The organism is Streptomyces sp. E-08 (genome assembly GCF_049913095.1).
Classification (GTDB): domain Bacteria; phylum Actinomycetota; class Actinomycetes; order Streptomycetales; family Streptomycetaceae; genus Streptomyces.
The window spans coordinates 4,336,263-4,359,942 of sequence record NZ_CP183971.1 but is presented as its reverse complement, the minus strand read 5'-3'; the positions used below and the strand labels follow the sequence as shown (position 1 = coordinate 4,359,942).

Annotated in this window: 20 protein-coding genes; 10 read left to right on the top strand and 10 right to left on the bottom strand. The window is 71.0% G+C overall.

Annotation, left to right across the window (positions count from 1 at the left end; all coding sequences use genetic code 11):
- Window positions 1-67: 67 nt before the first annotated feature.
- Entirely contained in the window at window positions 68-940 is an 873-nt protein-coding gene (locus ACN9MM_RS19965) for a Cof-type HAD-IIB family hydrolase (RefSeq protein WP_426364885.1), read from the top strand.
- A gap of 36 nt (window positions 941-976) precedes the next feature.
- Here ACN9MM_RS19965 and ACN9MM_RS19960 read toward each other — a convergent pair whose 3' ends face one another.
- Genes ACN9MM_RS19960 through ACN9MM_RS19945 form a run of 4 tightly spaced genes read right to left on the bottom strand, consistent with a single transcriptional unit; the run spans window position 977 to window position 8,898 of the window.
- A complete protein-coding gene (locus tag ACN9MM_RS19960; protein WP_426364884.1) occupies window positions 977-2,689 on the bottom strand; it encodes a GAF domain-containing sensor histidine kinase in 1,713 nt (570 codons plus the stop codon).
- A gap of 20 nt (window positions 2,690-2,709) precedes the next feature.
- On the bottom strand, window positions 2,710-6,327 hold the full coding sequence (gene cydD, locus ACN9MM_RS19955; protein WP_426364883.1) for a thiol reductant ABC exporter subunit CydD: 3,618 nt from the start codon (window positions 6,325-6,327) through the stop codon (window positions 2,710-2,712).
- Window positions 6,328-6,369: 42 nt separating this feature from the next.
- Window positions 6,370-7,371: a cytochrome d ubiquinol oxidase subunit II gene (cydB, locus tag ACN9MM_RS19950; protein WP_426364882.1), complete on the bottom strand. Its 1,002-nt coding sequence runs from the start codon at window positions 7,369-7,371 to the stop codon at window positions 6,370-6,372.
- An 18-nt stretch (window positions 7,372-7,389) separates the two neighbouring features.
- Window positions 7,390-8,898, bottom strand: a complete 1,509-nt coding sequence (locus tag ACN9MM_RS19945) for a cytochrome ubiquinol oxidase subunit I (protein WP_382857965.1) — start codon at window positions 8,896-8,898, stop codon at window positions 7,390-7,392.
- A gap of 204 nt (window positions 8,899-9,102) precedes the next feature.
- Between ACN9MM_RS19945 and ACN9MM_RS19940 the strand changes: the two genes are divergently transcribed.
- Window positions 9,103-9,483, top strand: a complete 381-nt coding sequence (locus ACN9MM_RS19940) for a cyclophilin-like fold protein (RefSeq protein ID WP_426364881.1) — start codon at window positions 9,103-9,105, stop codon at window positions 9,481-9,483.
- A 27-nt stretch (window positions 9,484-9,510) separates the two neighbouring features.
- Here ACN9MM_RS19940 and hisC read toward each other — a convergent pair whose 3' ends face one another.
- Window positions 9,511-10,605, bottom strand: coding sequence for a histidinol-phosphate transaminase (hisC, locus tag ACN9MM_RS19935; protein WP_382857971.1), 1,095 nt, complete (start codon window positions 10,603-10,605; stop codon window positions 9,511-9,513).
- A gap of 391 nt (window positions 10,606-10,996) precedes the next feature.
- Between hisC and ACN9MM_RS19930 the strand changes: the two genes are divergently transcribed.
- From ACN9MM_RS19930 to ACN9MM_RS19920, 3 genes are all read left to right on the top strand, one after another.
- Entirely contained in the window at window positions 10,997-12,103 is a 1,107-nt protein-coding gene (locus tag ACN9MM_RS19930) for a LacI family DNA-binding transcriptional regulator (protein WP_030317999.1), read from the top strand.
- A 286-nt stretch (window positions 12,104-12,389) separates the two neighbouring features.
- Window positions 12,390-13,844 carry a metallophosphoesterase gene (locus tag ACN9MM_RS19925; RefSeq protein ID WP_426364880.1) on the top strand — a complete coding sequence of 485 codons (1,455 nt, stop codon included), beginning with the start codon at window positions 12,390-12,392 and terminating at the stop codon, window positions 13,842-13,844.
- Between the two features lie 159 nt (window positions 13,845-14,003).
- A complete protein-coding gene (locus tag ACN9MM_RS19920; protein ID WP_426364879.1) occupies window positions 14,004-14,654 on the top strand; it encodes a hypothetical protein in 651 nt (216 codons plus the stop codon).
- Between the two features lie 19 nt (window positions 14,655-14,673).
- On the opposite strand, the gene thiC is transcribed toward ACN9MM_RS19920, so the two are convergent.
- Window positions 14,674-16,458: a phosphomethylpyrimidine synthase ThiC gene (gene thiC / locus ACN9MM_RS19915; protein ID WP_426364878.1), complete on the bottom strand. Its 1,785-nt coding sequence runs from the start codon at window positions 16,456-16,458 to the stop codon at window positions 14,674-14,676.
- A 166-nt stretch (window positions 16,459-16,624) separates the two neighbouring features.
- Between thiC and ACN9MM_RS19910 the strand changes: the two genes are divergently transcribed.
- Window positions 16,625-18,052: a YibE/F family protein gene (locus ACN9MM_RS19910; protein WP_426364877.1), complete on the top strand. Its 1,428-nt coding sequence runs from the start codon at window positions 16,625-16,627 to the stop codon at window positions 18,050-18,052.
- A 133-nt stretch (window positions 18,053-18,185) separates the two neighbouring features.
- On the opposite strand, the gene ACN9MM_RS19905 is transcribed toward ACN9MM_RS19910, so the two are convergent.
- The 4 genes from ACN9MM_RS19905 to ACN9MM_RS19890 form a co-directional block, all read right to left on the bottom strand.
- Window positions 18,186-18,626 carry an SsgA family sporulation/cell division regulator gene (locus ACN9MM_RS19905; RefSeq protein WP_329856313.1) on the bottom strand — a complete coding sequence of 147 codons (441 nt, stop codon included), beginning with the start codon at window positions 18,624-18,626 and terminating at the stop codon, window positions 18,186-18,188.
- Between the two features lie 138 nt (window positions 18,627-18,764).
- Window positions 18,765-19,535, bottom strand: a complete 771-nt coding sequence (locus ACN9MM_RS19900; protein WP_426364876.1) for an IclR family transcriptional regulator — start codon at window positions 19,533-19,535, stop codon at window positions 18,765-18,767.
- Between the two features lie 235 nt (window positions 19,536-19,770).
- A complete protein-coding gene (locus ACN9MM_RS19895) occupies window positions 19,771-19,989 on the bottom strand; it encodes a DUF5326 family protein (protein WP_426368780.1) in 219 nt (72 codons plus the stop codon).
- Window positions 19,990-20,153: 164 nt separating this feature from the next.
- Window positions 20,154-20,471 (bottom strand): cupin domain-containing protein, encoded by a 318-nt coding sequence (locus ACN9MM_RS19890; protein WP_366037105.1) that lies wholly within the window; start codon window positions 20,469-20,471, stop codon window positions 20,154-20,156.
- Window positions 20,472-20,522: 51 nt separating this feature from the next.
- Between ACN9MM_RS19890 and ACN9MM_RS19885 the strand changes: the two genes are divergently transcribed.
- From ACN9MM_RS19885 to ACN9MM_RS19870, 4 genes are all read left to right on the top strand, one after another.
- Window positions 20,523-20,900, top strand: coding sequence for a phage holin family protein (locus ACN9MM_RS19885; protein WP_426364875.1), 378 nt, complete (start codon window positions 20,523-20,525; stop codon window positions 20,898-20,900).
- A gap of 9 nt (window positions 20,901-20,909) precedes the next feature.
- Window positions 20,910-21,401 carry a low molecular weight protein-tyrosine-phosphatase gene (locus tag ACN9MM_RS19880; RefSeq protein ID WP_426364874.1) on the top strand — a complete coding sequence of 164 codons (492 nt, stop codon included), beginning with the start codon at window positions 20,910-20,912 and terminating at the stop codon, window positions 21,399-21,401.
- The gene (locus ACN9MM_RS19875) at window positions 21,398-22,537 is read left to right on the top strand and encodes a cystathionine gamma-lyase (RefSeq protein ID WP_426364873.1); all 1,140 of its coding nucleotides are present in this window, start codon (window positions 21,398-21,400) and stop codon (window positions 22,535-22,537) included. The genes ACN9MM_RS19880 and ACN9MM_RS19875 overlap by 4 nt, the downstream gene beginning before the upstream one ends.
- Before the next feature lie 227 nt (window positions 22,538-22,764).
- Complete coding sequence (locus tag ACN9MM_RS19870) at window positions 22,765-23,661, top strand: LysR family transcriptional regulator (RefSeq protein WP_426364872.1); 897 nt, start codon at window positions 22,765-22,767, stop codon at window positions 23,659-23,661.
- Window positions 23,662-23,680: the final 19 nt, after the last annotated feature.

The window sequence follows — 23,680 nt, the reverse complement described above, 5'->3', positions numbered from 1 at the left end:
ACGAAACCCCGCACTCATATGTGCGGCACCTCGCACGCCCGTGCGTCCGGTGCGGAAGAATGGTGCGGTGACCTCTCCCCGTTCCCCGCGTCCCTCCGCCCCGACGGCCCGGCTGATCGCCACCGACCTCGACGGCACCCTGCTGCGCGACGACAAGTCCGTCTCCGAGCGCACGGTCGCCGCCCTCGCGGCGGCCGAGCAGGCCGGGATCGAGGTCTTCTTCGTCACCGGCCGCCCGGCCCGCTGGATGGACGTCGTCAGCGACCACGTCCACGGGCACGGCCTGGCGATCTGCGCCAACGGCGCCGCCGTCGTCGACCTCCACGCGGGAGGCACCTTCCTCGAGGTCCGCCCGCTGGAGCGGCCGGTCGCGCTCGACGTCGTCCGCGCCCTGCGCGCCGCCGCGCCGGGGACGTCCTTCGCCGTCGAGCTCACGACGGGCATCCACTACGAGCCGCTGTACCCGCCCTTCTTCCTCGACCCCGGCGCCACCGTCGCCACCGCCGAGAAGCTCCTCTTCGAGGAGACGCCCGGCTCGGCCGCCCCGGTGCTCAAGCTGCTCGCCCAGCACCCCGAGCTGGACCCCGACGCGTTCCTCGCGATCGCGCGGGAGGCGGCGGGCGACCGGGCCGCCTTCACCCGGTCCAGCCCGACCGCCCTCATCGAGATCAGCGCCCTCGGCGTCTCCAAGGCCTCCACCCTGGCCCTGTGCTGTGCCGAGCGCGGCATCGCGGCCGAGGAGGTCGTCGCCTTCGGCGACATGCCGAACGACATCGAGATGCTGAGCTGGGCCGGCCGCTCCTACGCGATGGGCAACGCCCACCCCGACGTCATCGCCGCCGCATCGGGCCGGACCGTCGGCAACAACGAGGACGGGGTGGCCGTCGTCATCGAGGAGCTGGTCGCCGCAGCCCTCGAAGCCCGGCAGCAGAACGTGTAGGCCCTCCCCGATCCGGCCCGATCGGCACGGCACTCCCTAGAGCGGCGCCTCCCACACCACCGTCGTCCCGCCGCCGTCCTCGGCCAGCCCCGGGCCGCACCAGCTCGCGCCGCCCAGGGACTCGGCCCGGCGCGCCAGGTTGCGCAGACCGCTGCGCCGCCCGCCCGCCGGGATGCCGATGCCGTCGTCGGCGACCGAGAGGCGCACCCCGGCGGAGCCGTCGGGCAGGGTGACGCCGGCGTCGACGACCACCTCGATGCGGCTCGCCTCCGCGTGCCGGAACACGTTGGAGAGCGCCTCGCGGAGCGCGGCGATGAGGTTCTTGCCGGTGAGCTCGCCGACCGTCGCGTCGATCGCGCCGAGGAAGCGGTGCGCGGGCTTGAAGCCGAGCGGCACGGCCGCCATGTTGATCTCCCGCAGGACGCGGGTGCGCAGACCCGACGGGGCCTCGGCGGGACCCTGCTGAAGCGCGAAGATCGCCGTACGGATCTCCTGGATGGTCACGTCCAGCTCGTCCACGGCCTTGCCCACGCCCTCGCGCACGGCCGGCACGATCGACTTCCGCTGGGCGCTCTCCAGCATCATGCCGGTGGCGAAGAGCCGCTGGATCACCAGGTCGTGCAGGTCGCGGGCGATCCGGTCGCGGTCCTCGTAGACCGCGAGGCGCTCCCGGTCGCGCTGCGCGTCGGCCATCATCAGGGCGAGGGCGGCCTGCGAGGCGAACTGGGTGGCGAGCGTCCGCTCCGCCTCCGTGAACTGCCGGCCGCCCCGCAGCCGGGGAGTGGCGAGCGCGCCGAGGACACGGCCGCCGCTCTGCAGCGGCAGCATCATGCTCGGCCCGTACGAGGCCGTCAGACGGCTGGTCATGCGCGGGTCCGCCGAGGCGTCGGCGACGAAGACCGCCTCGCCGTCCAGGAGCTCCTTCACGACGGCGCTCCCGGGCGGGATCACCACGCCCAGCGCCTTCGTGGGCCGGGGCGAGGAGACGGCGACGATCTCCAGACCGCCCTCCTCGGCGGGGAGCATCACGATCCCGGCGTCCGCGTCGGCGAGCCGGCGGGCCTGTTCGGCGACGACCGTGAGGGCGTCGTCCGCGTCACCGCCGGAGAGCAGGGCGGTGGTGACGGCGACCGAGCCGTCGATCCACCGTTCGCGCTGCCTGGCCGCCTCGTACAGACGGGCGTTGCCGATGGCGATGCCGGCCTCGGTGGCGAGGACCCGGACCATGTGCACGTCGTAGTCGTTGAAATCGCCGCCGCCGTGCTTCTCGGCGAGGTAGAGGTTGCCGAAGATCTCGCCCTGGACCCGGATGGGGACGCCCAGGAAGGTCCGCATCGGCGGGTGTCCGGGCGGGAAGCCCGCCGCGCGCGGGTCATGGGACAGATCGGCGAGGCGGATGGTCTGCGGGTCGCGGATCAGCGCGCCGAGCAGTCCCGCGTGGCCGTCGGGGCGGTGGCCGATCCGCCGGGCCGTCTCCTCGTCGACGCCGAAGGTGACGAAGTCGGAGAGGCCCTCGCCCTCGTCGTCGACGACGCCGATCGCGGCGTAGCGGGCGTCGGCGAGTTCGGCGGCGGTCTCGCAGATCCGGTCGAGGGTGGAGTGGAGTTCGAGCCCGGTGCCGACCGAGCGCATGGCCTCCAGGAGCTGCGGCACGCGGGCCGTGAGCTCCGTGGACAGCCCCTGGAGGCTGCGGGCGGCCTGAGTGGCGACTTCCAGGGGGTCCGAGGCGTCGGACGCGGCGGCGGTCATGGGCTTGAGCCTAGTAAGTCCTATTTGGCGAGAAAAGTCGGCCGCTCTCTCCCGGTCGCCGCGGAGGTGGCGAGCAGATCGGTCGCCCGCTCCTGCTCCAGCATCCTGCGCAGCGGGCCGTCCGCCGCCGCGAGCTCGGCGTACGGGCCGCGCTGCACGGTCCGGCCCTCGTCGAGGACCACCACCTCGTCGACGGCGTCGAGTCCGTGCAGTCGGTGGGTGATGAGGACGGTGGTGCGGCCCTCGGTGGCCCGGAGCAGATCGTCGGTGAGCGCGTCGGCGGTGGCGAGGTCCAGGTGCTCGGCGGGTTCGTCGAGGACGAGGACCGGGAAGTCGGCGAGCAGCGCCCGGGCGAGCGCGAGACGCTGCCGCTGACCTCCGGAGAGCCGGGAGCCGTGCTCACCGACGAGCGTGTCGAGTCCGGCGGGCAGCCCGTCGACCCAGTCGAGCAGCCGGGCCCGGCGCAGCGCCTCGCGCAGCTCCTCGTCGTCCGCGCCGACCCTGGCGAGCCGCAGGTTCTCGCGGACGGAGCTGTCGAAGAGGTGGGCGTCCTGGGCGCAGAGGCCGACGAGCCGCCGGACCGCGTCTCCGTCGAGCTCCCACGCGGGCACGCCGCCGAGCCGGTACGTGCCGTGCTCCACGTCCAGGAACCGCAGCAGCACCTGGGCGAGCGTGGTCTTGCCCGAGCCGGAGGAGCCGACGACCGCGACGCGCCGCCCGGCCTCCAGGGTGAGGGCGAATCCGTCGAGCGCGAGGCGCTCCTGCCCGGCGTGCCGGGCCGAGAGTCCGGCCAGCTCCAGAGGGAAGGGGTTCGCCGGGGGAGCGGCGGGCGTCCGCGGCTCGTGTACGGGGACGGGGGCGTCCAGCACCTCGAAGACCCGCTCGGCGCTGCGCTTGACGCGCTGCCGGTACTGGACGGCGAGCGGAAGTCCGGTGACGGCCTCGAATGCGGCGAGCGGCGTCAGGACGACCACCGCGAGGGCCACCCCGTCGAGCCGTCCGTCCCGTACGCCCTGGACGCCGACGAACGCGGCGGCCACGACCGTCAGACCGCAGACCACGGCCGAGAGTCCGGCCCCGAGGGCGGTGGCGGCGGCCTGCCGGGAGGCGATGGACGTGAGGGTCCGGTCGGCGTCCCGGGCCCGCTCGATCCTGCCCCGGAGCGCCCCGGCCACGGTCAGTTCGGCGCAGCCGCGCAGCAGATCGGCCACGGCGGTCGCGAGGGTGCCGCGCGCGGGGGCGAGCCGGCGTTCGGCCCGGCGGGCGAGGGCCCCGCCGGCCGCCGGGACGGCGATCCCGGCGACCAGCAGGCCGACGGCGAGCACGGCACCGGCCTCGGGCAACAGCCAGGCGGTGAACCCGGCCGAGGCGACGCCCACGAGGAGTGCCGCGCCCACCGGGAGTAGCCAGCGCAGCCAGTAGTCCTGGAGCGCGTCGACGTCCTGGACGAGGCGCGCGAGGAGGTCACCGCGCCGGGTGCGGCGCAGTCCGGCCGGGGCGATCCGCTCCAGGCGCCGGTAGACGGAGACCCGCAGGTCTCCGAGCATCCGCAGGACGGCGTCGTGGGAGACGAGCCGCTCGGCGTACCGGAAGACGGCCCGGCCGATTCCGAAGGCGCGCGTGGCGGTGACGGCCACCATCAGATAGAGCACGGGCGGCTGTTCGGAGGCGCGTGAGATGAGCCAGCCGGACACGGCCATGAGCCCGACGGCGGACCCGAGGGCGAGGCTTCCGAGCAGCAGCGCCAGCGCCATCCGCCCCTTGAGCTCCCCGGCCATGCTCCGGACCCGCCCGAGGACCGTCGACGAAGCCGTCGCCGAGGCCGTCGCCGAAGCCGTCGACGAAGCCGTCGACGAAGCTGTCTCCGAAGCCGTCGACGAATCCGTCGGCGGCCGCTCGTCGGCCCCGGCGGTGGGCACGTGCGGCGCCTGGGGCCGAACGGCAGGGCTCGACCCGCCGCGCGCCCCGTCGGCCTCCACCGCATCCGTGTCCGCGCCCGCAGCGGCAGCGCCCAGCGCCACCACCCGGTCCGCGACCGCGAGCAGCGCGGGCCGGTGCACGACAAGCAGCACCGTCCGTCCCGCCGCGAGGCGTCGGACCGCCTCGACGATCCCCGCCTCCGTCTCGCCGTCCAGCGCGGCCGTGGGCTCGTCGAGCAGCAGCAGCGGCCGGTCGGCCAGGAACGCCCGGGCGAGCGCGAGCCGTTGCCGCTGCCCCGCCGAGAGCCCCGCACCGTCCTCGCCGAGGACCGTGTCGAGCCCCTGCGGCAGCCCTGCGACGAACCCGTCGGCCCCGGCGTCCCGCAGCGCGTTCCGTACCGCCTCGTCGGTGGCGTCCGGGCGGGCGAGCCGTACGTTCTCGGCGACCGTCCCCGCGAACAGGTACGGGCGCTGCGGCACCCAGGCGATCCGGGACCGCCACTCCTCCAGGTCGAGCGTGGCCAGGTCGGCTCCCCCGACCCGTACGGAACCGCCCTCGTCCGGCACCGCGAAGCCGAGGACGACGTCGAGCAGGGTCGACTTCCCGACCCCGCTCGGCCCGACCAGGGCCACCGTCTCGCCCGGCTCGACCGTCAGCGTCGCCGCGTCGAGCGAGGGCTCGCCGCGCCCGGCGTGACGTACGGTCACGCCGTCGAGCTCCAGCCGTACGGACTCCGGAACGGCCGCGGTGCCCCCGTCCCGTACCGGCTCCTCCAGGACCTCGAAGATCTCCTCCGCCGCCGCGAGCCCCTCTGCCGCCGCGTGGTACTGCGCCCCCACCTGCCGCAGCGGAAGGTAGGCCTCGGGCGCCAGGATCAGGATGACGAGCCCGGTGTACAGGTCGAGCTCGCCGTGGACGAGCCGCATGCCGATGGTCACGGCGACGAGCGCGACCGACAGGGTCGCGAGGAGTTCCAGGGCGAAGGAGGAGATGAAGGCGATCCGCAGGGTGCGCATCGTCGCCTGGCGGTACTCCGAGGTGATCGCGCGGATCGACTCGGCCTGGGCCTTGGCCCGGCCGAAGATCTTGAGCGTGGGAAGGCCGGCCACCACGTCCAGAAAGTGGCCGGAGAGCCGTGAGAGCAGCTTCCACTGCCGGTCCATCCGGGCCTGGGTGTACCAGCCGATGAGGATCATGAAGACCGGGATGAGCGGCAGCGTGACGACGATGATCGCCGCCGAGACCCAGTCCTCGGTGACGATCCGGGCCAGGACGGCCACCGGCACCACCACCGCGAGGCCCAGCTGCGGCAGATAGCGGGCGAAGTAGTCGTCGAGGGCGTCCACGCCCCGTGTGGCGAGGGCGATCAGCGAACCGGCCTTCTGACCGCTCAGCCACCCCGGCCCGAGGGCGGCCGCGCGGCCGAGGAGCCGGCCGCGCAGCTCGGACTTGACCGCCGCGCTCGCCCGGTGGGCGGCGAGCTCGGTCAGCCAGGAGACCAGCCCCCGGGCCACCGCGACTCCGGCGAGCAGCAGCAGGGGCGTGGTCAGGTCGGCAACCGACTGGGCCTCCTGGAAGGCACCCACCACGATCTCGGCGATGAGCATCGCCTGGGCGATGACCAGCGCCGCTCCGACGAGGCCGAGGGCGACCACCGCGATCAGGAAGAGACGGGTGGCCCTCGCGTACCGGAGCAGGCGCGGATCGATCGGTTTCACGTGAAACATGCCCCTCTGATGAGAGTCGGCTGCCGGTGCCGGCTAGTGAGCGTCGGCGATGTGCTGCGTGCCGATGCGCTTGCGGAACACCCAGTAGGTCCAGCTCTGGTAGAGCAACACCAGCGGGGTCGCGATCGCCGCGCACCAGGTCATGATCTTGAGCGTGTACGGGCTCGACGACGCGTTCGTCACGGTAAGGCTCCACTCGGGGTTGAGCGAAGACGGCATGACGTCCGGGAAGAGCGCGAGGAAGAGCATCGCCACCGCCGCCGCGATGGTGACGCCCGACAGCGCGAACGACCAGCCCTCGCGCCCGGCCTTGATGGCGACGATGGCGCCGACGAGCGCCACCACGGCGACCAGCATCGCCGCGAGGCTCCAGCTGTCTCCCGTGTCGACCTGGGTCCAGATCAGGAAGCCCAGGGACAGGACCGCCGTGACCAGGCCCAGCTTGAGCGCGAGCGCCCGCGCCCGCATCCGGATGTCGCCGACCGTCTTGAGCGAGGCGAAGACCGCGCCGTGGAAGGTGAAGAGGGTGAGCGTGACCAGGCCACCGAGGAGCGCGTACGGGTTGAGCAGGTCCCAGAAGCTGCCGACGAACTCCATGTCCGCGTCGATCTTCACGCCCCGGACGATGTTGCCGAAGGCCACGCCCCAGAGGAACGCGGGGATCAGCGAGGTCCAGAAGATGGCCTGCTCCCAGTTGCGCTGCCAGCTCTCCTCGGGCCGCTTCGCCCGGTACTCGAAGGCGACGCCCCGGATGATCAGGCAGACCAGGATGATCAGCAGCGGCAGGTAGAAGCCGGAGAACAGCGTCGCGTACCACTCGGGGAACGCGGCGAACGTCGCTCCGCCGGCGGTGAGCAGCCACACCTCGTTGCCGTCCCAGACGGGTCCGATGGTGTTGATGAGGACCCGCTTCTCGGCCCGGTCGCGGGCGAGCAGCTTGGTCAGGACGCCGACCCCGAAGTCGAATCCTTCGAGGAAGAAGTAGCCGATCCAGAGGACGGCGATGAGTACGAACCAGACGTCGTGGAGTTCCATGCCTCGTTCTCCTGAGCCTCAGTACGAGAAGGCCATGGGGCGGTCGGGGTCACGAGAGTCCCCGCCGATCTTGGTGGGCGGGTTGAGGTCGTCCTCGGTGAGCTCCGGCGGACCCGCCTTGACGTACTTGACGAGGAGCTTGACCTCGATCACGGCGAGGACGGCGTAGAGCGCGGTGAAGACGATCATCGAGGTGAGCACCTCGCCCGTGGTGGTACCGGGGGAGACCGCGTCACGGGTGCGCAGCACGCCGTAGACGACCCAGGGCTGACGGCCCATCTCGGTGAAGATCCAGCCCCAGGAGTTGGCGATCAGCGGGAACGCCATCGTCCAGAGGGCGATGATCCAGTACCACTTGCCCAGACGGGGGCTGAGCGCCTTCCGCTTGAACAGGACCAGGTTCGGCACTTCGTCCTCACCGGTCCGGAGCCCCGGTGCCAGCATGAACTTCTTCCGGGTCAGCCAGAGACCCAGCATGCCGATGCCCAGCGAGGCCATGCCGAAGCCGATCATCCAGCGGAAGCCCCAGTAGGCGACGGGGATGTTGGGCCGGTAGTCGCCGGGCCCGAACTTCTCCTGCTCGGCCTTGTTCACGTCGTTGATGCCCGGGACGTAGGAGCTGAAGTCGTCGTTCGCGAGGAAGGACAGCAGGCCCGGGATCTCTATGGCGACCGTGTTGTGGCCCTTCTCGACGTCGCCGTAGGCGAAGACGGAGAAGGGGGCGGGCGCCTCGCCGTCCCAGAGCGCCTCGGCGGCGGCCATCTTCATCGGCTGCTGCTTGAACATGACCTTGCCGAGCAGGTCGCCGCTGATGGCGGTGCCGAGGCCGGCGATGATCAGGGTGACCAGACCGAGCCGCAGCGAGGTCCGCATGATCGGGATGTGCTTCTTGCGCGCCAGGTGGAACGCGGAGATGCCCACCATGAACGCTCCGCCGACCAGGAACGCCGCCGTGATCGTGTGGAAGAACTGGGTCAGCGCGGTGTTCTGGGTGAGCACCTGCCAGAAGTCGGTGAGCTCGGCCCGGCCGCGCTCCTCGTTGATCCGGTAGCCCACGGGGTGCTGCATCCAGGAGTTCGCCGCCAGGATGAAGTACGCGGAGAGGACGGTGCCGATCGACACCATCCAGATGCAGGCGAGGTGGATCTTCTTCGGCAGCTTGTCCCAGCCGAAGATCCACAGACCGATGAAGGTCGACTCGAAGAAGAAGGCGATGAGCGCCTCGAAGGCGAGCGGGGCACCGAAGATGTCGCCGACGAAGCGGGAGTAGTCGGACCAGTTCATGCCGAACTGGAACTCCTGGACGATTCCGGTGACCACACCCATGGCGATGTTGATCAGGAAGAGCTTGCCCCAGAACTTCGTCGCCCTGAGGTACTTCTCCTTCTCCGTACGCACCCAGGCGGTCTGGAGACCGGCGGTGAGCGCTGCGAGGGAGATCGTCAGGGGGACGAACAGGAAGTGGTAGACGGTCGTGATGCCGAACTGCCAGCGCGCCAGAGTCTCTGGCGCCAGAGCGAGGTCCACTGCGTTTTCTCCTTACATCGCCGTGGTCACATCGGCAGTTTGCCCTGTTAATCCCACTAATTCCGGGAGGAACAGGACACGCTTGTGAACGCGTTCACATTCACAAGCATTATGGCTCATACGAAATCCGTACCGTCAGTCGGGGGTACCCCTACCGAAGGTCACCTCTTCCCAGGACCTTCAACATATTGTTGAATCCGGGGCATGACCCTTCGGATACGCATCACCTGGCCGGCCGGACACACCACGGCCACCCTTGAGGAGACCCCCACGAGCACGGCGCTCGCGGGAGCCCTCCCGATCTCCTCCACCGCCCGCACCTGGGGCGAGGAGGTCTACTTCGACACGCCGGTCTCCGTCCCCGTCGAGGACGGCGCGCGCCAGGTCGTGGAACCGGGCACGGTGGCCTTCTGGACGGACGGCGACGCGCTCGCCCTCCCCTACGGCCCGACGCCGATCTCCCGGGGCGACGAGTGCCGGCTCGCGAGCCCCTGCAACCTGCTCGGCGCACTGGACGGAGACCCGCGGATCCTGGCCGGCGTCAGGGACGGCGACCCGATCCGCGTGGAACTCGTCTCGGGCTGATCAGCCCTTCCCGCCCGATCGGCGGCCTCAGGCCTTGCGGAAGCCCTCCGCCGCCTTCAGGAACAGGTCGTTCGCCTCGGTCTCACCGATCGTGACGCGCACGCCCTCGCCCGCGAACGGCCGCACCACCACGCCGTGCCGCTCGCACTCCGCCGCGAAGTCCATGGTCCGCTCGCCGAGCCGCAGCCAGACGAAGTTCGCCTGGGTGTCCGGCACGGTCCAGCCCTGGGCCACGAGCCCCGCATGGACCCGCTCGCGCTCGGCCACCAACGAGCCGACCCGCCCGAGCAGTTCGTCCTCGGCCCGCAGCGAGGCCACCGCCGCGTCCTGCGCCAGCTGGCTCACGCCGAACGGCACCGCCGTCTTGCGCAGCGCCGCGGCCACCGGCTCGTGGGCGACCGCGAAGCCGACCCGCAGACCCGCCAGGCCGTACGCCTTGGAGAAGGTGCGGAGCACGGCCACGTTCGGCCGGTCGCGGTAGAGCTCGATGCCGTCCGGGATCTCCGTGTCACGGACGAACTCCCGGTACGCCTCGTCGATCACGACCAGGACGTCGGAGGGCACCCGGTCCAGGAAACGCTCCAGCTCCGCCCGGCGCACCGCGGTGCCCGTGGGGTTGTTGGGGTTGCAGACGAAGATCAGCCGGGTCCGGTCGGTGATCGCCTCCGCCATCGCGTCGAGGTCGTGCACCTCGCCCTCGGTCAGCGGCACCTGCACCGAGGTGGCCCCGCTGATCTGCGTGATGATCGGGTACGCCTCGAAGGAGCGCCAGGCGTAGATGACCTCGTCGCCCGGGCCCGAGGTGGCCTGGAGCAGCGACTGCGCGACACCGACCGAGCCGGTGCCGGTGGCCAGGTGCGAGACGGGCACGCCGAAGCGGTTCGCCAGCTCCTCGGTCAGGCCGGTGCAGGCCATGTCGGGGTACCGGTTGAAGTTCGCGGCGGCGGCCAGCGTGGTCTCCATGACCCCGGGCAGCGGCGGGTAGGGGTTCTCGTTGGAGGACAGCTTGAAGGCCACGGGGCCGCCCGCGGCGGCCGGCTTGCCCGGCTTGTAGGTGGGGACGCCGTCCAGCTCGGCTCGCAGCTTGGGGCTGCCGGTGCTCGTCCCGCTGGTCTCGCTCACAGTGTGGCCTCCTCGACCGTCCGTACCGCCAATACTCCTCACCTTAAGAGGATTCGCCTCCGCTGCGAATGGGCTGTGGACAACAGGAGGGACACGCTGTGGATACGGCCCCGCTCCCGTCCCCGGAGAGGGGGAGCGCGCACCCGGGTGGCGTGCGCCGGTGGCGGGCGCCGTGGCGCGCATCCCCCGTAGAGGTGAGTTGAGACCTCTTCGAGACCTCGCCCCCTCGCCAGGCCTACGCCGTTCGATGAGCATAGATCACACATCGAGAGCCCTAACTACCTTTGATTTCCTGCCTCTTGAGCTATTTCGATCATGCAGAAACGTGCCTGTCAACGCCTGCATATGCGGCCGTCCCGACCGCCCCTCATCGCCCTACTATCGGCTCGCCATGACAGCAGCAGGGAAGCACCAGGTGAGCCGGGCACAGACCCGGGGAAGCCGGCAGGGCCGGGCAGGCATCCGGGACGTGGCCGCCGCCGCCGGGGTCTCCATCACGACTGTCTCCGACGCGCTCAACGGCAAGGGCCGGCTCCCGGACGCCACCCGCCGCCACGTCCGCGAGGTCGCCGACAGGCTGGGCTACCGCCCATCCGCGGCGGCCCGCACGCTCCGCACCGGCAAGTCGGGACTCATCGGCCTGACCGTGACCACGTACGGGGATGAACCTTTCACCTTCACCGAATTCGCGTACTTCGCGGAGATGGCCAGAGCAGCCACATCGGCGGCACTCGCCCGGGGCTACGCCCTGGTCATCCTCCCCGCCACCTCCCGCCATGACGTCTGGTCGAACGTCGCCCTCGACGGCACCGTCGTCATCGACCCCTCCGACCACGACCCCGTCGTGACCGAACTGGTCCGCCAGGGCCTGCCCGTCGTCTCCGACGGACGCCCCGCCGGCACCCTTCCGGTCACCGCCTGGGTCGACAACGACCACGAAGCCGCCGTCCTCGACCTGCTCGACCACCTCGCCGACGCCGGCGCACGCCGCATCGGCCTCCTCACCGGAACCACCACCGACACCTACACCCGCCTGTCCACCACCGCGTACCTCAACTGGTGCGAACGTGTCGGCCAGGACCCCGTCTACGAGGCCTACCCGGCGCACGACCCGTGCGCGGGCGCTGTCGCGGCCGACCGGCTGCTCGCCCGCCCCGACCGTCCCGACGCCGTCTACGGCCTCTTCGACCCCAACGGAACCGACCTCCTCGCCGCCGCCCGCCGCTACGGACTGCGCGTCCCCGACGACCTGCTCCTGGTCTGCTGCAGCGAATCCACCGTCTACGCCACCACCGAACCCCCCATCACCACGCTCTCCCTCAAACCCCGCCGCATCGGCACGGCCGTCGTCCAGCTCCTCATCGACGCCATCGAGGGGATCGACACCGACGGACCGGTCGAGCGGGTGATACCGACCGAACTGATCGTCCGTACCTCTTCACAGCGACGTTCACCGCGCACCACGGTCAGCCCGCCGCGCTCGCCCGCGAAGGACTGACACCACGGGCGGCGGCGCCCGAAACCGCCGCCATCCGGCCCGCCGTCCCCGCCCCTGCCCGTGGGCGGGGACGGCGAAACCGGACACCGCACCGGCCTCAACCCTGGACTGGACCTTCTCAATTCGGGCGAAACAACCGGTGAACCCGGAGTGGACCCGGATTCACCACCCCTGGTGCGTCACACAGGAGGACGCTCATTCCTATGATGGGCGGACGACACCGCGGGCCACCCCGACCAGGCCGGTCCGCGATGTGCAGGGCATCGCGACGGTGGTGGAGGGGTCGATGACTCAGGGGGCCGGTCAGGAGCCCGTGGTACGCACGGCGACATTGCGTGACTTCCGCGTACCGCCGTACGCCCGCGTGCCCGTGCAGGGCCAAGCCATCGAGCCGCCCTCCCCGGAGGAACCGCCGACGGCTCCGGCCGTCGAGCCCCTCCCCACCGACCCGGCACCCGCCGGCCGCCAGGCTCCGACCGAGCACCCGGTCGTCGCCGAACACCCGGTGTCCGCCACACCCCTGCCCCCGGTCGCCCCCTCGCCCGTCGAGGCCGTCCGGGTGCCGACCCCGCCGGCCGAGGCCCTCCCGCCCGAGGCCGTACCGGCACCCCAGGCCCCCACGCCCCCACCGGCACCGCAGGCCCCCCCGGCCGTACCCGCGCCGCAGGCCCCCGCGCCCATGCCCGCCGATCCGACCCTCCATCTGGGTCACCGCCTGGCCCCTGCGTTCGCCGCCCCGGCCGGCTCCTCGATCGTCTCCGTCGCCACCGGCCACCCCGGCAACGCCTTCCCCGAGGGCGGGGCCCCCGAGGGGTACACCCCGACCGAGCGCGACCTTCCGGTCATCAACCGCGGGGACACCGTCCAGGTCCCGGTCACCCCCGAGCCGGCCCCCGCACCGGAGCCCGCGAACGGCGACGGACCCGGCCCGCTCTACGTCGTCGGCGACGTCCACGGCTACCTCGACGAGCTCGTCGCCGCCCTCCGCGCCCAGGGCCTCATCGACGAGAACGGCGGCTGGGCCGCTGGCAACGCCCGGCTCTGGTTCCTCGGCGACTTCACCGACCGCGGACCGGACGGCATCGGCGTCATCGACCTCGTCATGCGCCTCTCCGCCGAGGCCGCCGCCGCCGGCGGCTACTGCAAGGCCCTCATGGGCAACCACGAACTGCTGCTCATCGGCGCCAAGCGCTTCGGCGACACGCCCGTCAACTCCGGCGCGGGCACCGCCACCTTCCAGGCCGCCTGGCTCCTCAACGGCGGCCAGAAGCACGACATGGACCGGCTCCAAGACGTCCACCTGCAGTGGATGTCCCGGCTGGACGCCGTGGTGCGCGAGGACGACCACCTCCTGGTGCACTCCGACACCACCGCGTACCTCGAATACGGCCAGACCATCGAGGACGTCAACGACACGGTCCACGAGATCCTCAACAGGAACGACGCCGACGAGGTCTGGGACGTCTTCCGGAAGTTCACCAAGCGCTTCGCGTTCCGCGACGACGGCGGCCCGCAGGCCGTCCAGGAGCTGCTCTCCACCTACGGCGGCCGCCGGATCGTGCACGGCCACAGCCCCATCCCATACCTCCTCGGCCAGGTCGGCACGGAGGACGGGGAGGACAACGGGGGCCCGGTCGTCGACGGACCGCACGTGTACGCCGACGGTCTGGCGATCGCCATGGACGGCGGAGTGACCATGGCCGGAAAGCTACTGGTCGTCCAACTCCCCCTGAACGGCTGACGCATAACCCTGCGCATCCGGGGAAGTCGATTTCCGGAAACACCCTGTCAGGGCGTGGCGTCACCGCAATACCATCGGGTCATCCGTAGCAGGCTCTCCTCCGTTTCCGCCCAACCGACCGTTTCCCACGGCTGATCCGGGCCTACGGAGCATCGGGGGATGCACATGAACGTGGCTCCGCACCTGCTGACCGAGGACCGTGCCGAGTACGAGCGGGTCCTCGACGACGCACTGAGCACCGCCCACGCACGTCCGGATCTCGCCGGAGTCGGAACGCGGCTCACGGTCGCGCAACTGCGCGCCATGACCCTGAACGCGACCGCGCTCATCACCTCCGCCGCGGCGAGCGAGTACGACCACTTCGTGAAGGTCCGCGAGCAGAGCCGGGCCCCCGCCGCGCCCCGCACACCCCTGGCGGACCCCGGGGCGGGCTCCGACGCGGGTGCCGGGGTCGTCGCCATCGTCACCGTCATGGTGCCCGTCCTCGCGGGCACCGCCGCGGTCATACTCCTGCTGGTCGGGGCGGTCCTGCACGCCGTCACTCCCACGGTGGTGTTCGGCGAGACCCTGCTGACGGCGGGCCTCGTCTTCGCCTCCCTCGCCGCCGCCGGGCTCCTCAGCGCGGGCGCCGGACTCCTCCTGACCGCCCTGCGCAACAGACCGGCCGCGGCGGACGGGACCGCCACGGCCGATGACGAACTCTCCCGCGCCCGGGAGGCCTGGCGCCGCGCCCTCCTGGAGCGCGGCATCCTTCCCTTCCTCCGGGACGCCCTCGCCGCGACCGGACCACCGGACGCGACGAGGCCCTGAGGGACGAGGTCGCCGGGCGCTACTCGGCCAGCGGCAGGTAGACCCGGTTGCCACTCGCCGCGAACTCCTTCGACTTCTCCGCCATGCCCGCCTCGATCTCCTGCTGCGTCCCACCGTGCTCGCGCCGGATGTCCTGGGAGATCTTCATCGAGCAGAACTTCGGACCGCACATCGAGCAGAAGTGCGCGGTCTTCGCGGGCTCCGCGGGCAGCGTCTCGTCGTGGAACTCGCGCGCGGTGACCGGGTCGAGGGCCAGGTTGAACTGGTCCTCCCAGCGGAACTCGAACCGCGCGTCCGAGAGCGCGTCGTCCCACTCCTGCGCGCCCGGGTGCCCCTTGGCGAGGTCCGCCGCGTGTGCCGCGATCTTGTACGTGATGACGCCCGTCTTCACGTCGTCCTTGTTCGGCAGGCCCAGGTGCTCCTTGGGCGTGACGTAGCAGAGCATCGCCGTGCCCCACCAGGCGATCATCGCCGCGCCGATGCCGGAGGTGATGTGGTCGTACGCGGGCGCGACGTCCGTGGTCAGCGGGCCGAGCGTGTAGAACGGCGCCTCCTCGCAGATCTCCTGCTGGAGGTCGATGTTCTCCTTGATCTTGTGCATCGGGACGTGCCCGGGGCCCTCGATCATGGTCTGCACGTTGTGCCGCTTGGCGATCGTGTTGAGCTCGCCGAGCGTGCGCAGCTCCGCGAACTGCGCCTCGTCGTTGGCGTCCGCGATCGAGCCGGGGCGCAGACCGTCGCCGAGCGAGTAGGTGACGTCGTACGCCGCCAGGATCTCGCAGAGCTCCTCGAAGTTCGTGTAGAGGAAGTTCTCCTTGTGGTGCGCCAGGCACCACGCGGCCATGATCGAGCCGCCGCGCGAGACGATGCCGGTCTTGCGGCGCGCGGTGAGCGGCACGTACGGCAGGAGCACGCCGGCGTGCACCGTCATGTAGTCGACGCCCTGCTCGGCCTGCTCGATGACCGTGTCCTTGTAGATCTCCCAGGTCAGGTCCTCGGCCCTGCCGTCGACCTTCTCCAGCGCCTGGTAGAGCGGCACGGTGCCGATCGGGACGGGGGAGTTGCGCAGCACCCACTCGCGGGTGGTGTGGATGTTGCGGCCGGTGGACAGGTCCATGACCGTGTCGGCGCCCCACTTGGTCGCCCAGGTCATCTTCTCCACCTCCTCCTCGATGGAGGAGGTGACGGCGGAGTTGCCGATGTTGGCGTTGACCTTCACCAGGAACCGCTTGCCGATGATCATCGGCTCGATCTCCGGGTGGTTCACGTTCGCCGGCAGCACCGCGCGGCCCGCGGCGATCTCCTCCCGTACGACCTCGGGGGAGACGTTCTCGCGGATCGCCACGTACTCCATCTCCGGGGTGATCTCGCCCCGGCGGGCGTACGCGAGCTGGGTGACGGCCTCGCCGGCACGGCCCCGTCGCGGCAGGCGCGGGCGGCCGGGGAAGACGGCGTCGAGGTTCTTGAGCCCACCGCCGCGCGGCGAGGTGTGCTTGATGCCGTCGTCCTCGGGGCGGGCCGGGCGGCCCGCGTACTCCTCGGTGTCGCCGCGCGCGATGATCCAGTTCTCGCGCAGCGGCGGAAGGCCCCGCCGGACATCGGTGTCGATGGCGGGGTCGGTGTACGGGCCGGACGTGTCGTACAGCGTGACGTCCTTGCCGTTGGTGAGGTGCACCTGACGGACGGGCACCCGGAGGTCGGGGCGCGAACCCTGGACGTACCCCTTGTGCCAGCCCGGCGTGCGCTCCTGCCCGTCGGTCTGGTTCTGGTCGGAGGCAGGCGTGCGTGCATCCTGAATGGTCATGAGACCGATCTCCCTACGCCGGCATTACCCGGTAACAGGTTCGGCGGTCGGCGCAGCCTCCTTCCGTACGTGCGTACGGTGATCAGCGCCCTCTCAGCCCGGTGCTCCGAGCTCCCGCGTGTGCAAAGGTGCCACCACGCTAGCGCCATCCCTGGCGTGCTGAACAGTGGGCCCCCGCCGTTCTTGCGATGATCGGTCGGTGACTTCCCCCCACCAGACCCCCGAGCCGCACGGCCACGCCCACGGTCCCGGACACGGTTCCGAGCCCGGATCCGGACACGGTTCCGGGCCCTCCCAAGGGCACGGAGGCGGGCACGGCCACAGCCACAGCCACGGGCCCGCCGCCCCGGTCTCGCGGCATCTGCGCAAGGTCATCGCCGCGGTCCTGATCCCGTTCGCCACCGCCGTCGTGGTCGGGCTCGTCGTCCTGTGGCCCGGCGGCACTCCGGCGCACGAGCGGACCGGCGTCGGCTTCGACCGGCAGACCCAGCAGGGCGAGGTCGTCTCCGTCGAGCACGTCGACTGCAAGGACGTGAACGCCGCCCAGGTCCCGCCGACCGGAGACACCTCCACTCCGGAGGGACGCGAGGCGGTCAACGCCCAGCAGGGGCAGTGCGCGAAGGCGACGGTCGAGGTGACCACCGGCCCGGACGAGGGCCGTCGGTTCGTGGAGATCGTGCAGCCGGACGCGCCGCGCCAACTGCACGAGGGCCAGGGGGTGGTGGTGGCGTACGCCCCCGACGCCCCGCACGACCTGCAGTACTCGGTGACCGATGTGAACCGGAAGGTCCCGCTGGCGGTGCTCGCCGGGATCTTCGCCCTCGTCGTCGTCCTCGTCGGCCGCATGCGGGGCGTGATGGCACTCGTCGCGCTCGCCGCGAGCTTCCTGGTGCTGACGCTCTTCATCCTGCCGGCGATCCTGGAGGGATCGAATCCGCTGGTCGTGGCGGTGGTCGGGTCGAGCGCGATCATGCTGATCGCGCTCTACATGTGTCACGGACTCTCGGCCCGCACCTCGGTCGCGGTGCTCGGCACGCTGATCTCACTGATGCTCATCGGGCTGCTCGGCTCCGTCTTCATCGACTGGGCGTCGCTCAGCGGCAACACCGACGACAACACCGGCCTGATCCACGGCCTGTACCCGGAGATCGACATGTCCGGCCTGCTTCTGGCCGGGATCATCATCGGATCGCTCGGTGTGCTCGACGACGTGACCGTCACCCAGACCTCGGCCGTCTGGGAGCTGCACCAGGCCGACCCGGGCATGGGGCCGCGCGGCCTCTACCGGGCCGCCATCCGGATCGGCCGCGACCACATCGCCTCGGTCGTGAACACGCTGGTCCTCGCCTACGCGGGTGCCGCCCTGCCACTGCTGCTGCTGTTCTCCATCGCCCAGAGCAGCATGGGGACGGTGGCCAACAGCGAGCTGGTCGCCGAGGAGATCGTCCGGACGCTGGTCGGTTCGATCGGTCTGGTGGCGTCCGTGCCGGTCACCACGGCGCTCGCGGCCCTGGTCGTGTCCGCCGACCGACCGGCGCCCGGGGGCGGGAAGCCCGCGGCGGTACGGGGAGGGCGGCGCCGCCGCGCCAAGTGAGGCATGCGCGCTGAAGGCTCGGGCCGGCCCGGCTCGGGGAGGGTCCGGCCCGAACGGGCCCGCCGGGGCGGGGCGGCTCGGGTGAGGCGGCGTGGTCGAGGCAGCCCGGTCGGGCGGCTCGGGCAGGGGCGGGTCAGGCGGGGCCGGCGTTCTCTTCGGCCAGGATCCGGCCCAGTGCTGCCTCCAGGTTGTCCTCGAAGTCGCCGAGTGTCCGTTCCTGACCGAGCGGAACCAGCTTGTCCGTCCGGTCGAGGAAGGCCACCAGCGGGGGCGCGCTGGCCCGGAAGAGCGCGCGATCGCCGCCCACCTGGAGCCGGATGGATACGTCCGAGAGCCCTTCCGGCTCCGTCGGAGCGATGTGCACGTCCCCGTCCCCGCTCGGCCGGTTGATCCCGTCGAGCAGCAGTTCCCTTCCGAACGCCCAGGTCACAGGCGCGTCTCCGGGGAGGTGGAAGGTCATCCGCACCGCGTAGGGATCCCGGGTCTCATATCGGAGTTCGACCGGGATCTTGAAGGAGAGCTCCTCGGAGACGAGGAAGCTCATCAGGACCTCGGCCTGAACCGACTCTCGCATCATGTACCCCGCAGTAGATGAAGCAGTTGTGTAAACACAGCTGCTGAAAGCTGTGACCGAAACGGCCAGGAATGATCCCCCGTGGCCCTCTTGACGCAATCGTGCTGTAAGCACTAGCAGATCACAAGGAGTGATTTTTCAGATACTGATAGAGAACGCGAGTGAACTGAAGAGCCTTCCGATCTCCGTGCGTAGCCGCTCGACTGCTGGGAGCAACCGTTCTTCCTGGTGAAGGGGGAGGGAAATGGCCATCGTGGCCACCGCGGAGCCCGCGGTGATGGGGATGGCGGCACAGACCGTGCCGAGCGCATATTCCTGACGCTCCACCACGGGTTCCATTCGCCCCAAACTGCCCAAACGCTCCAAAAAGAGACGTTGGTTACGCACCGTGTACGGGGTGATGGCTTCCACCGGGTGGCGGTCAAGGTGGTCTTGACGAGATTTCAGATCGAGTTGACTCAGCAGGCATTGCCCGATCGCGTGGGCGTGCGCGGTCTCGCGGAAGTCGGCCCATTCCTCCACCGCGGGGGCGGAAGGGGTGTCGGCGACAGCGACGAGCTCGATCTCCCCCTCGCGGTAGAGGGCGAAGTAGATGGGTACGCCGATCTCGTCCCGCCAGTGGGCAAGGGAGTCTTCGATCTTGATGCGACGATTCTGCACAGCTCCGCCGCCGGCCAGTCGGACGGCGGCGTCGCCAAGGACGAACACACCCTTGTCGCGGACCAGATAGCCCTCGTGCGTCAGGGTGCGGAGCAGGTGGTACGTGGTGGGCAGCGGGAGGCCCGTCTCGCGGGCGAGCTGCTTGGCGGGGGCGCCCTCCGCATGGGAGGCCACGGCCTCCAGGAGTCTCAGCGCCCGCTGCACCGAGCCGATCAAGGTAGGCGCAGCCGTCTGCGTAGCCGTGGCCAAAGGTCACCCCCAGGCGTGACGACGGGTGCATCGCACCCGCCCGCGGGGGCCGCCCCCGCGCGCCGCCGGGCCTGGGAAACCGCTGGTCAGTACGGAGGTCTACGCCTGTAGTCCCCAACACGGCGGAGAGATTCCACTCTAGTGGCAGCTCCAGGGCCCATACCCTGATTCGACCAGCGCGTTCCCCCGCCCGGGCTAATGCCCGCGATCGGCTTCATACCGATGAGTAGTTGTGCTACCAGTCCTCACGGGACCTGCCGGAGGAGCTGAACTTCCGGACGACGTAGATCAGTCCGGCGACGAGGGCCGCGAAGAGCAGCACCTTGAAGAGCAGTCCGACCACGAAGGCCAGGACGCTGGTGATCAGCCCGCCGAAGACGAACAGGGCGAGGAGGGGTATGGCGACCCACTTCACCCACCAGGGCATCCCCGCGAGAACCTCTCGTACGGCCATCGTCCCTACCTCGCTCTCGAAGATCCGCTCGTCGCACTCCGCGCCGAACACCCCCAAGGCTAGAGGCGGGAGGAAGCCCATGGGGGCCCTGCGGCCCCCGCTCTCCCCTGATCCGACCCTTAGGGGCTCGGAGCCCTCCGGCCCCCCGGCCCTAGGGGTCCGGCTCAGCCCTCCGGCGGCGAGAAGACCACCATGACCCGCAGGTCCTCGCTGATGTGGTGGAACCGGTGCTCCACCCCGGCCGGCACGTAGACCACGCTGCCGCGCGCCACCTGGGTCGTCTCCGTCCCGACCGTGATCGCCGCCCGGCCGCTCACCACGAAGTACACCTCGTCCTGGCCGTGCGGCTGCTGCGGATCGAGCTCCCCGGCGTCCAGGGCGTACAGGCCCACCGACATGTTCCGCTCACGTAGGAACTGGAGGTAGGCGCCCTTGTTCGCGGCGCGCTCCGCCTCCAGTTCGTCCAGACGGAATGCCTTCATCGCCTGCTCGCCCCTGCCCTCGGCCCGATCGTGTCTGCCACGATCAGACACATGATGAATTTCGTAGTCAAGACGCTCGCGAACGCGGGCGCCCTGGGAGTCGCCATCTGGCTCCTCCAGGACATCACCCTCACCGGTGAGAGCACCGGCAAGAAGGCCCTGACCCTCATTCTCGTCGCCCTTGTCTTCGGGCTGGTGAACGTCCTGGTCAAGCCGGTCGTCCAGTTGCTGACGCTTCCGCTCTTCATCCTGACACTCGGCCTGATCACCCTGGTGGTCAACGCCCTGATGCTGCTCCTCACGTCGTGGCTGGCCGAGCAGTTCAACCTCAGCTTCCACGTGGAGGGCTTCTGGACCGCCGTCCTCGGCGGTCTGATCATCTCCGTCGTCTCGTGGGCGCTGAACGTCGTGCTCCCCGACAGCGACTGAGTGGGGACCATGACCTACCGCGTCTGTTTCGTCTGCACGGGCAACATCTGCCGCTCGCCGATGGCCGAACACGTCTTCCGCCGCCGGGTGGAGGAGGCCGGCCTCGACGGTCTGGTGGAGATCGACAGCGCGGGCACCGGAGGCTGGCACGAGGGCGACGGGGCCGACCCGCGCACGGTCGCCGTGCTCGACGACAACGGATACACCTCCGCGCACACCGCCCGGCGGTTCCGTTCCTCGTGGTTCGCCTCCCTCGACCTGGTGATCGCCCTCGACGAAGGGCATCTGCGGGAACTCCGGGACCTTGCCCGCACCCCGGAGGAAGCGGCGAGAATACGACTGCTGCGCTCCTACGACCCGGCTGCCGGGCCCGGCCTCGACGTCCCCGACCCCTACTACGGGGGACGCGAGGAGTTCGAGGAGTGCCTGGAGATGGTGGAGGCCGCGAGCGAGGGACTGCTCGCGGCCGTACGCGCGGAACTGGAGGAACGGACACCGTGACGGACGACGAACTCGGCGACGGCACACGGGCGGTACGGGCGGGGCTGCCCGAGCCCGTGAAGTACGAGCCGACCCTGCCGGGACCGGTCTTCGCGGCGCACTTCCATCTGCCCGGCGACCCGACCGGCCCGTACACCTACGGCCGCGACGAGAACCCCACCTGGACCCATCTGGAGCGGGCGATCGGCGAGCTGGAGGCGCCGGGGGAGGAGGGCGTGGAGACGCTGGTCTTCGCGTCCGGGATGGCCGCGATCTCCGCCGTCCTGTTCTCTCAGCTCAAGGCCGGCGACGCGGTGGTGCTGCCGTCCGACGGCTACCAGGCCCTGCCCCTGCTGCACGAGCAGCTGCGGGCCTACGGCATCGAGGTCCGCACCGCCCCGACGGGCGGCGACGCCCAGCTGTCCGTACTGGACGGGGCCCGGCTGCTGTGGATCGAGAGCCCGTCCAACCCCGGTCTCGACGTCTGCGACATCCCCCGTCTGGTGCGGGAGGCGCACGCGGCCGGGGCACTCGTCGCCGTCGACAACACCCTCGCCACCCCGCTCGGCCAGCGCCCGCTGGAACTGGGTGCGGACTTCTCCGTGGCCAGTGACACCAAGGGCATGACCGGGCACGGCGACATCCTGCTCGGCCATGTGAGCTGCCGGGATCCCCGGCTCGCGGCGGACGTACGGCGCTGGCGCAAGATCGTCGGCGCCATCCCCGGCCCCATGGAGGCCTGGCTCGCCCACCGGTCGCTCGCCACGCTCCAGCTGCGGATCGACCGGCAGTGCTCCACCGCTCTGACGCTGGCACGGACGCTCACCGAGCGCGCGGACGTGACCGGGCTGCGCTACCCCGGACTGCCCGGCGACCCCTCGCACGCGGTGGCCGCCCGGCAGATGCGGCGCTTCGGCCCGGTGGTGTCCTTCGAGCTCGCGGACCGGAAGCGGGCCGAGCGGTTCCTCGAGGAGCTGCGGCTCGTCGACGACGCCACCAGCTTCGGCGGCGTGCGCTCCACGGCGGAGCGGCGCGGGCGCTGGGGCGGGGACGCAGTCGCCGAGGGCTTCATCCGCTTCTCGGTCGGGGCCGAGGACCCGGAGGACCTGATCGCCGACGTGCTGCGCGCCCTGGACGAGGCCGGGAGCACGGGCTGAAACGGCCGACCACACGGAACGAGGACGCTCCGAGCCTCCCCCCTCGTGGCTCGGAACGCCCTCGGTTCCACGCGCGGAGACCGCCTGAACAAGGCTAGTTGACTGTGCGTCAGTGTCCAATCACGGTAGCGACAGCGACCTATCGACTTATTTATAGTTGGACGGTCCTGAGGCGCCGTCAGCCGACCGCCTGAGTCGAACGGCCGCACGGCCGGGAGGGGGCGGACATGGATCTGGCCCTGCTGCGCACGTTCGTCACGGTGCACCGGGCCGGCTCGTTCACCCGCGCCGCCGCGCTCCTGGGCCTCTCCCAGCCCGCCGTCACCAGCCAGATCAGGACACTGGAGCGACAGCTGGGGAGGCCCCTCTTCCTCCGGCAGGCGCGCGGAGTCACCCCCACCACCATGGGCGACGAACTGGCGCATCGCGCCGCACCCCATCTGGACGCCCTCGTGGAGATCGCGGAGACCGGCCTCGACCAGGAGAGCGGGGTCCGCACCCTCCACCTCGCCGGGCCCCCGGAGTTCACCGCGCTCCGCGCGCTGCCCGCCCTCACCCCGCTGGTCGGCCAGGGGCTCGCCGTGCGGGCGTCCTTCCTCGGCAACACGGAGGAGGTCCTCGACGGGCTTGCCGCCGGCCATCACGATCTGGCGATCGCCACCGCCCGCCCCCGGGGCGGGCTGCTCGTCTCCACCCCGCTCTGCGACGAGGAGCACGTCCTGGTCGCGGCCCCGCGCTGGGCCGCCCGGCTCTCCCCCGAGGTGCTCCTGAGCAGGGGCGCGGTGGTCCTGGAACAGCTGCCGGTGGTCGAGGTCCATGAGTCGCTGCCGTTCGTCTCCCGCTACTGGGCGAGCGTGTTCGAGACCAAAACGGCGGCTGCCGCCACCGTCATCGCCCCTGACCTGAGGGCCGTCCGGGACTCCGCCGCCTCGGGCGCGGGGCTCGCCGTCCTGCCACGCTACCTGTGCGAGGACGCCCTGCAGCGGGGGCACCTCGTGGCGCTGCTCGATCCCCCGGTCCCTCCGCTCCGCACCTACTTCCTGGTGGCGCGCACGGGGACGCTCGCGCTGTCGCCCCTCGCGCGGGCTCACGAGGAGCTGCTGAGGGCCGCTGGGAACTGGTGAGTTTCAGGACACCCCGAAC

Bases quoted from the DNA above. Each gene is read 5' to 3' on its own strand.
- ACN9MM_RS19885 (WP_426364875.1), top strand. From the start codon at position 20,523: ATGATGAATTTCGTAGTCAAGACGCTCGCGAACGCGGGCGCCCTGGGA.
- ACN9MM_RS19940 (WP_426364881.1), top strand. From the start codon at position 9,103: ATGACCCTTCGGATACGCATCACCTGGCCGGCCGGACACACCACGGCC.
- thiC (WP_426364878.1), bottom strand. From the start codon at position 16,458: ATGACCATTCAGGATGCACGCACGCCTGCCTCCGACCAGAACCAGACC.
- ACN9MM_RS19880 (WP_426364874.1), top strand. From the start codon at position 20,910: ATGACCTACCGCGTCTGTTTCGTCTGCACGGGCAACATCTGCCGCTCG.
- ACN9MM_RS19895 (WP_426368780.1), bottom strand. From the start codon at position 19,989: ATGGCCGTACGAGAGGTTCTCGCGGGGATGCCCTGGTGGGTGAAGTGG.
- ACN9MM_RS19925 (WP_426364880.1), top strand. From the start codon at position 12,390: ATGACTCAGGGGGCCGGTCAGGAGCCCGTGGTACGCACGGCGACATTG.
- ACN9MM_RS19930 (WP_030317999.1), top strand. From the start codon at position 10,997: ATGACAGCAGCAGGGAAGCACCAGGTGAGCCGGGCACAGACCCGGGGA.
- ACN9MM_RS19890 (WP_366037105.1), bottom strand. From the start codon at position 20,471: ATGAAGGCATTCCGTCTGGACGAACTGGAGGCGGAGCGCGCCGCGAAC.
- ACN9MM_RS19920 (WP_426364879.1), top strand. From the start codon at position 14,004: ATGCACATGAACGTGGCTCCGCACCTGCTGACCGAGGACCGTGCCGAG.
- ACN9MM_RS19905 (WP_329856313.1), bottom strand. From the start codon at position 18,626: ATGCGAGAGTCGGTTCAGGCCGAGGTCCTGATGAGCTTCCTCGTCTCC.
- ACN9MM_RS19960 (WP_426364884.1), bottom strand. From the start codon at position 2,689: ATGACCGCCGCCGCGTCCGACGCCTCGGACCCCCTGGAAGTCGCCACT.
- ACN9MM_RS19870 (WP_426364872.1), top strand. From the start codon at position 22,765: ATGGATCTGGCCCTGCTGCGCACGTTCGTCACGGTGCACCGGGCCGGC.
- cydB (WP_426364882.1), bottom strand. From the start codon at position 7,371: ATGGAACTCCACGACGTCTGGTTCGTACTCATCGCCGTCCTCTGGATC.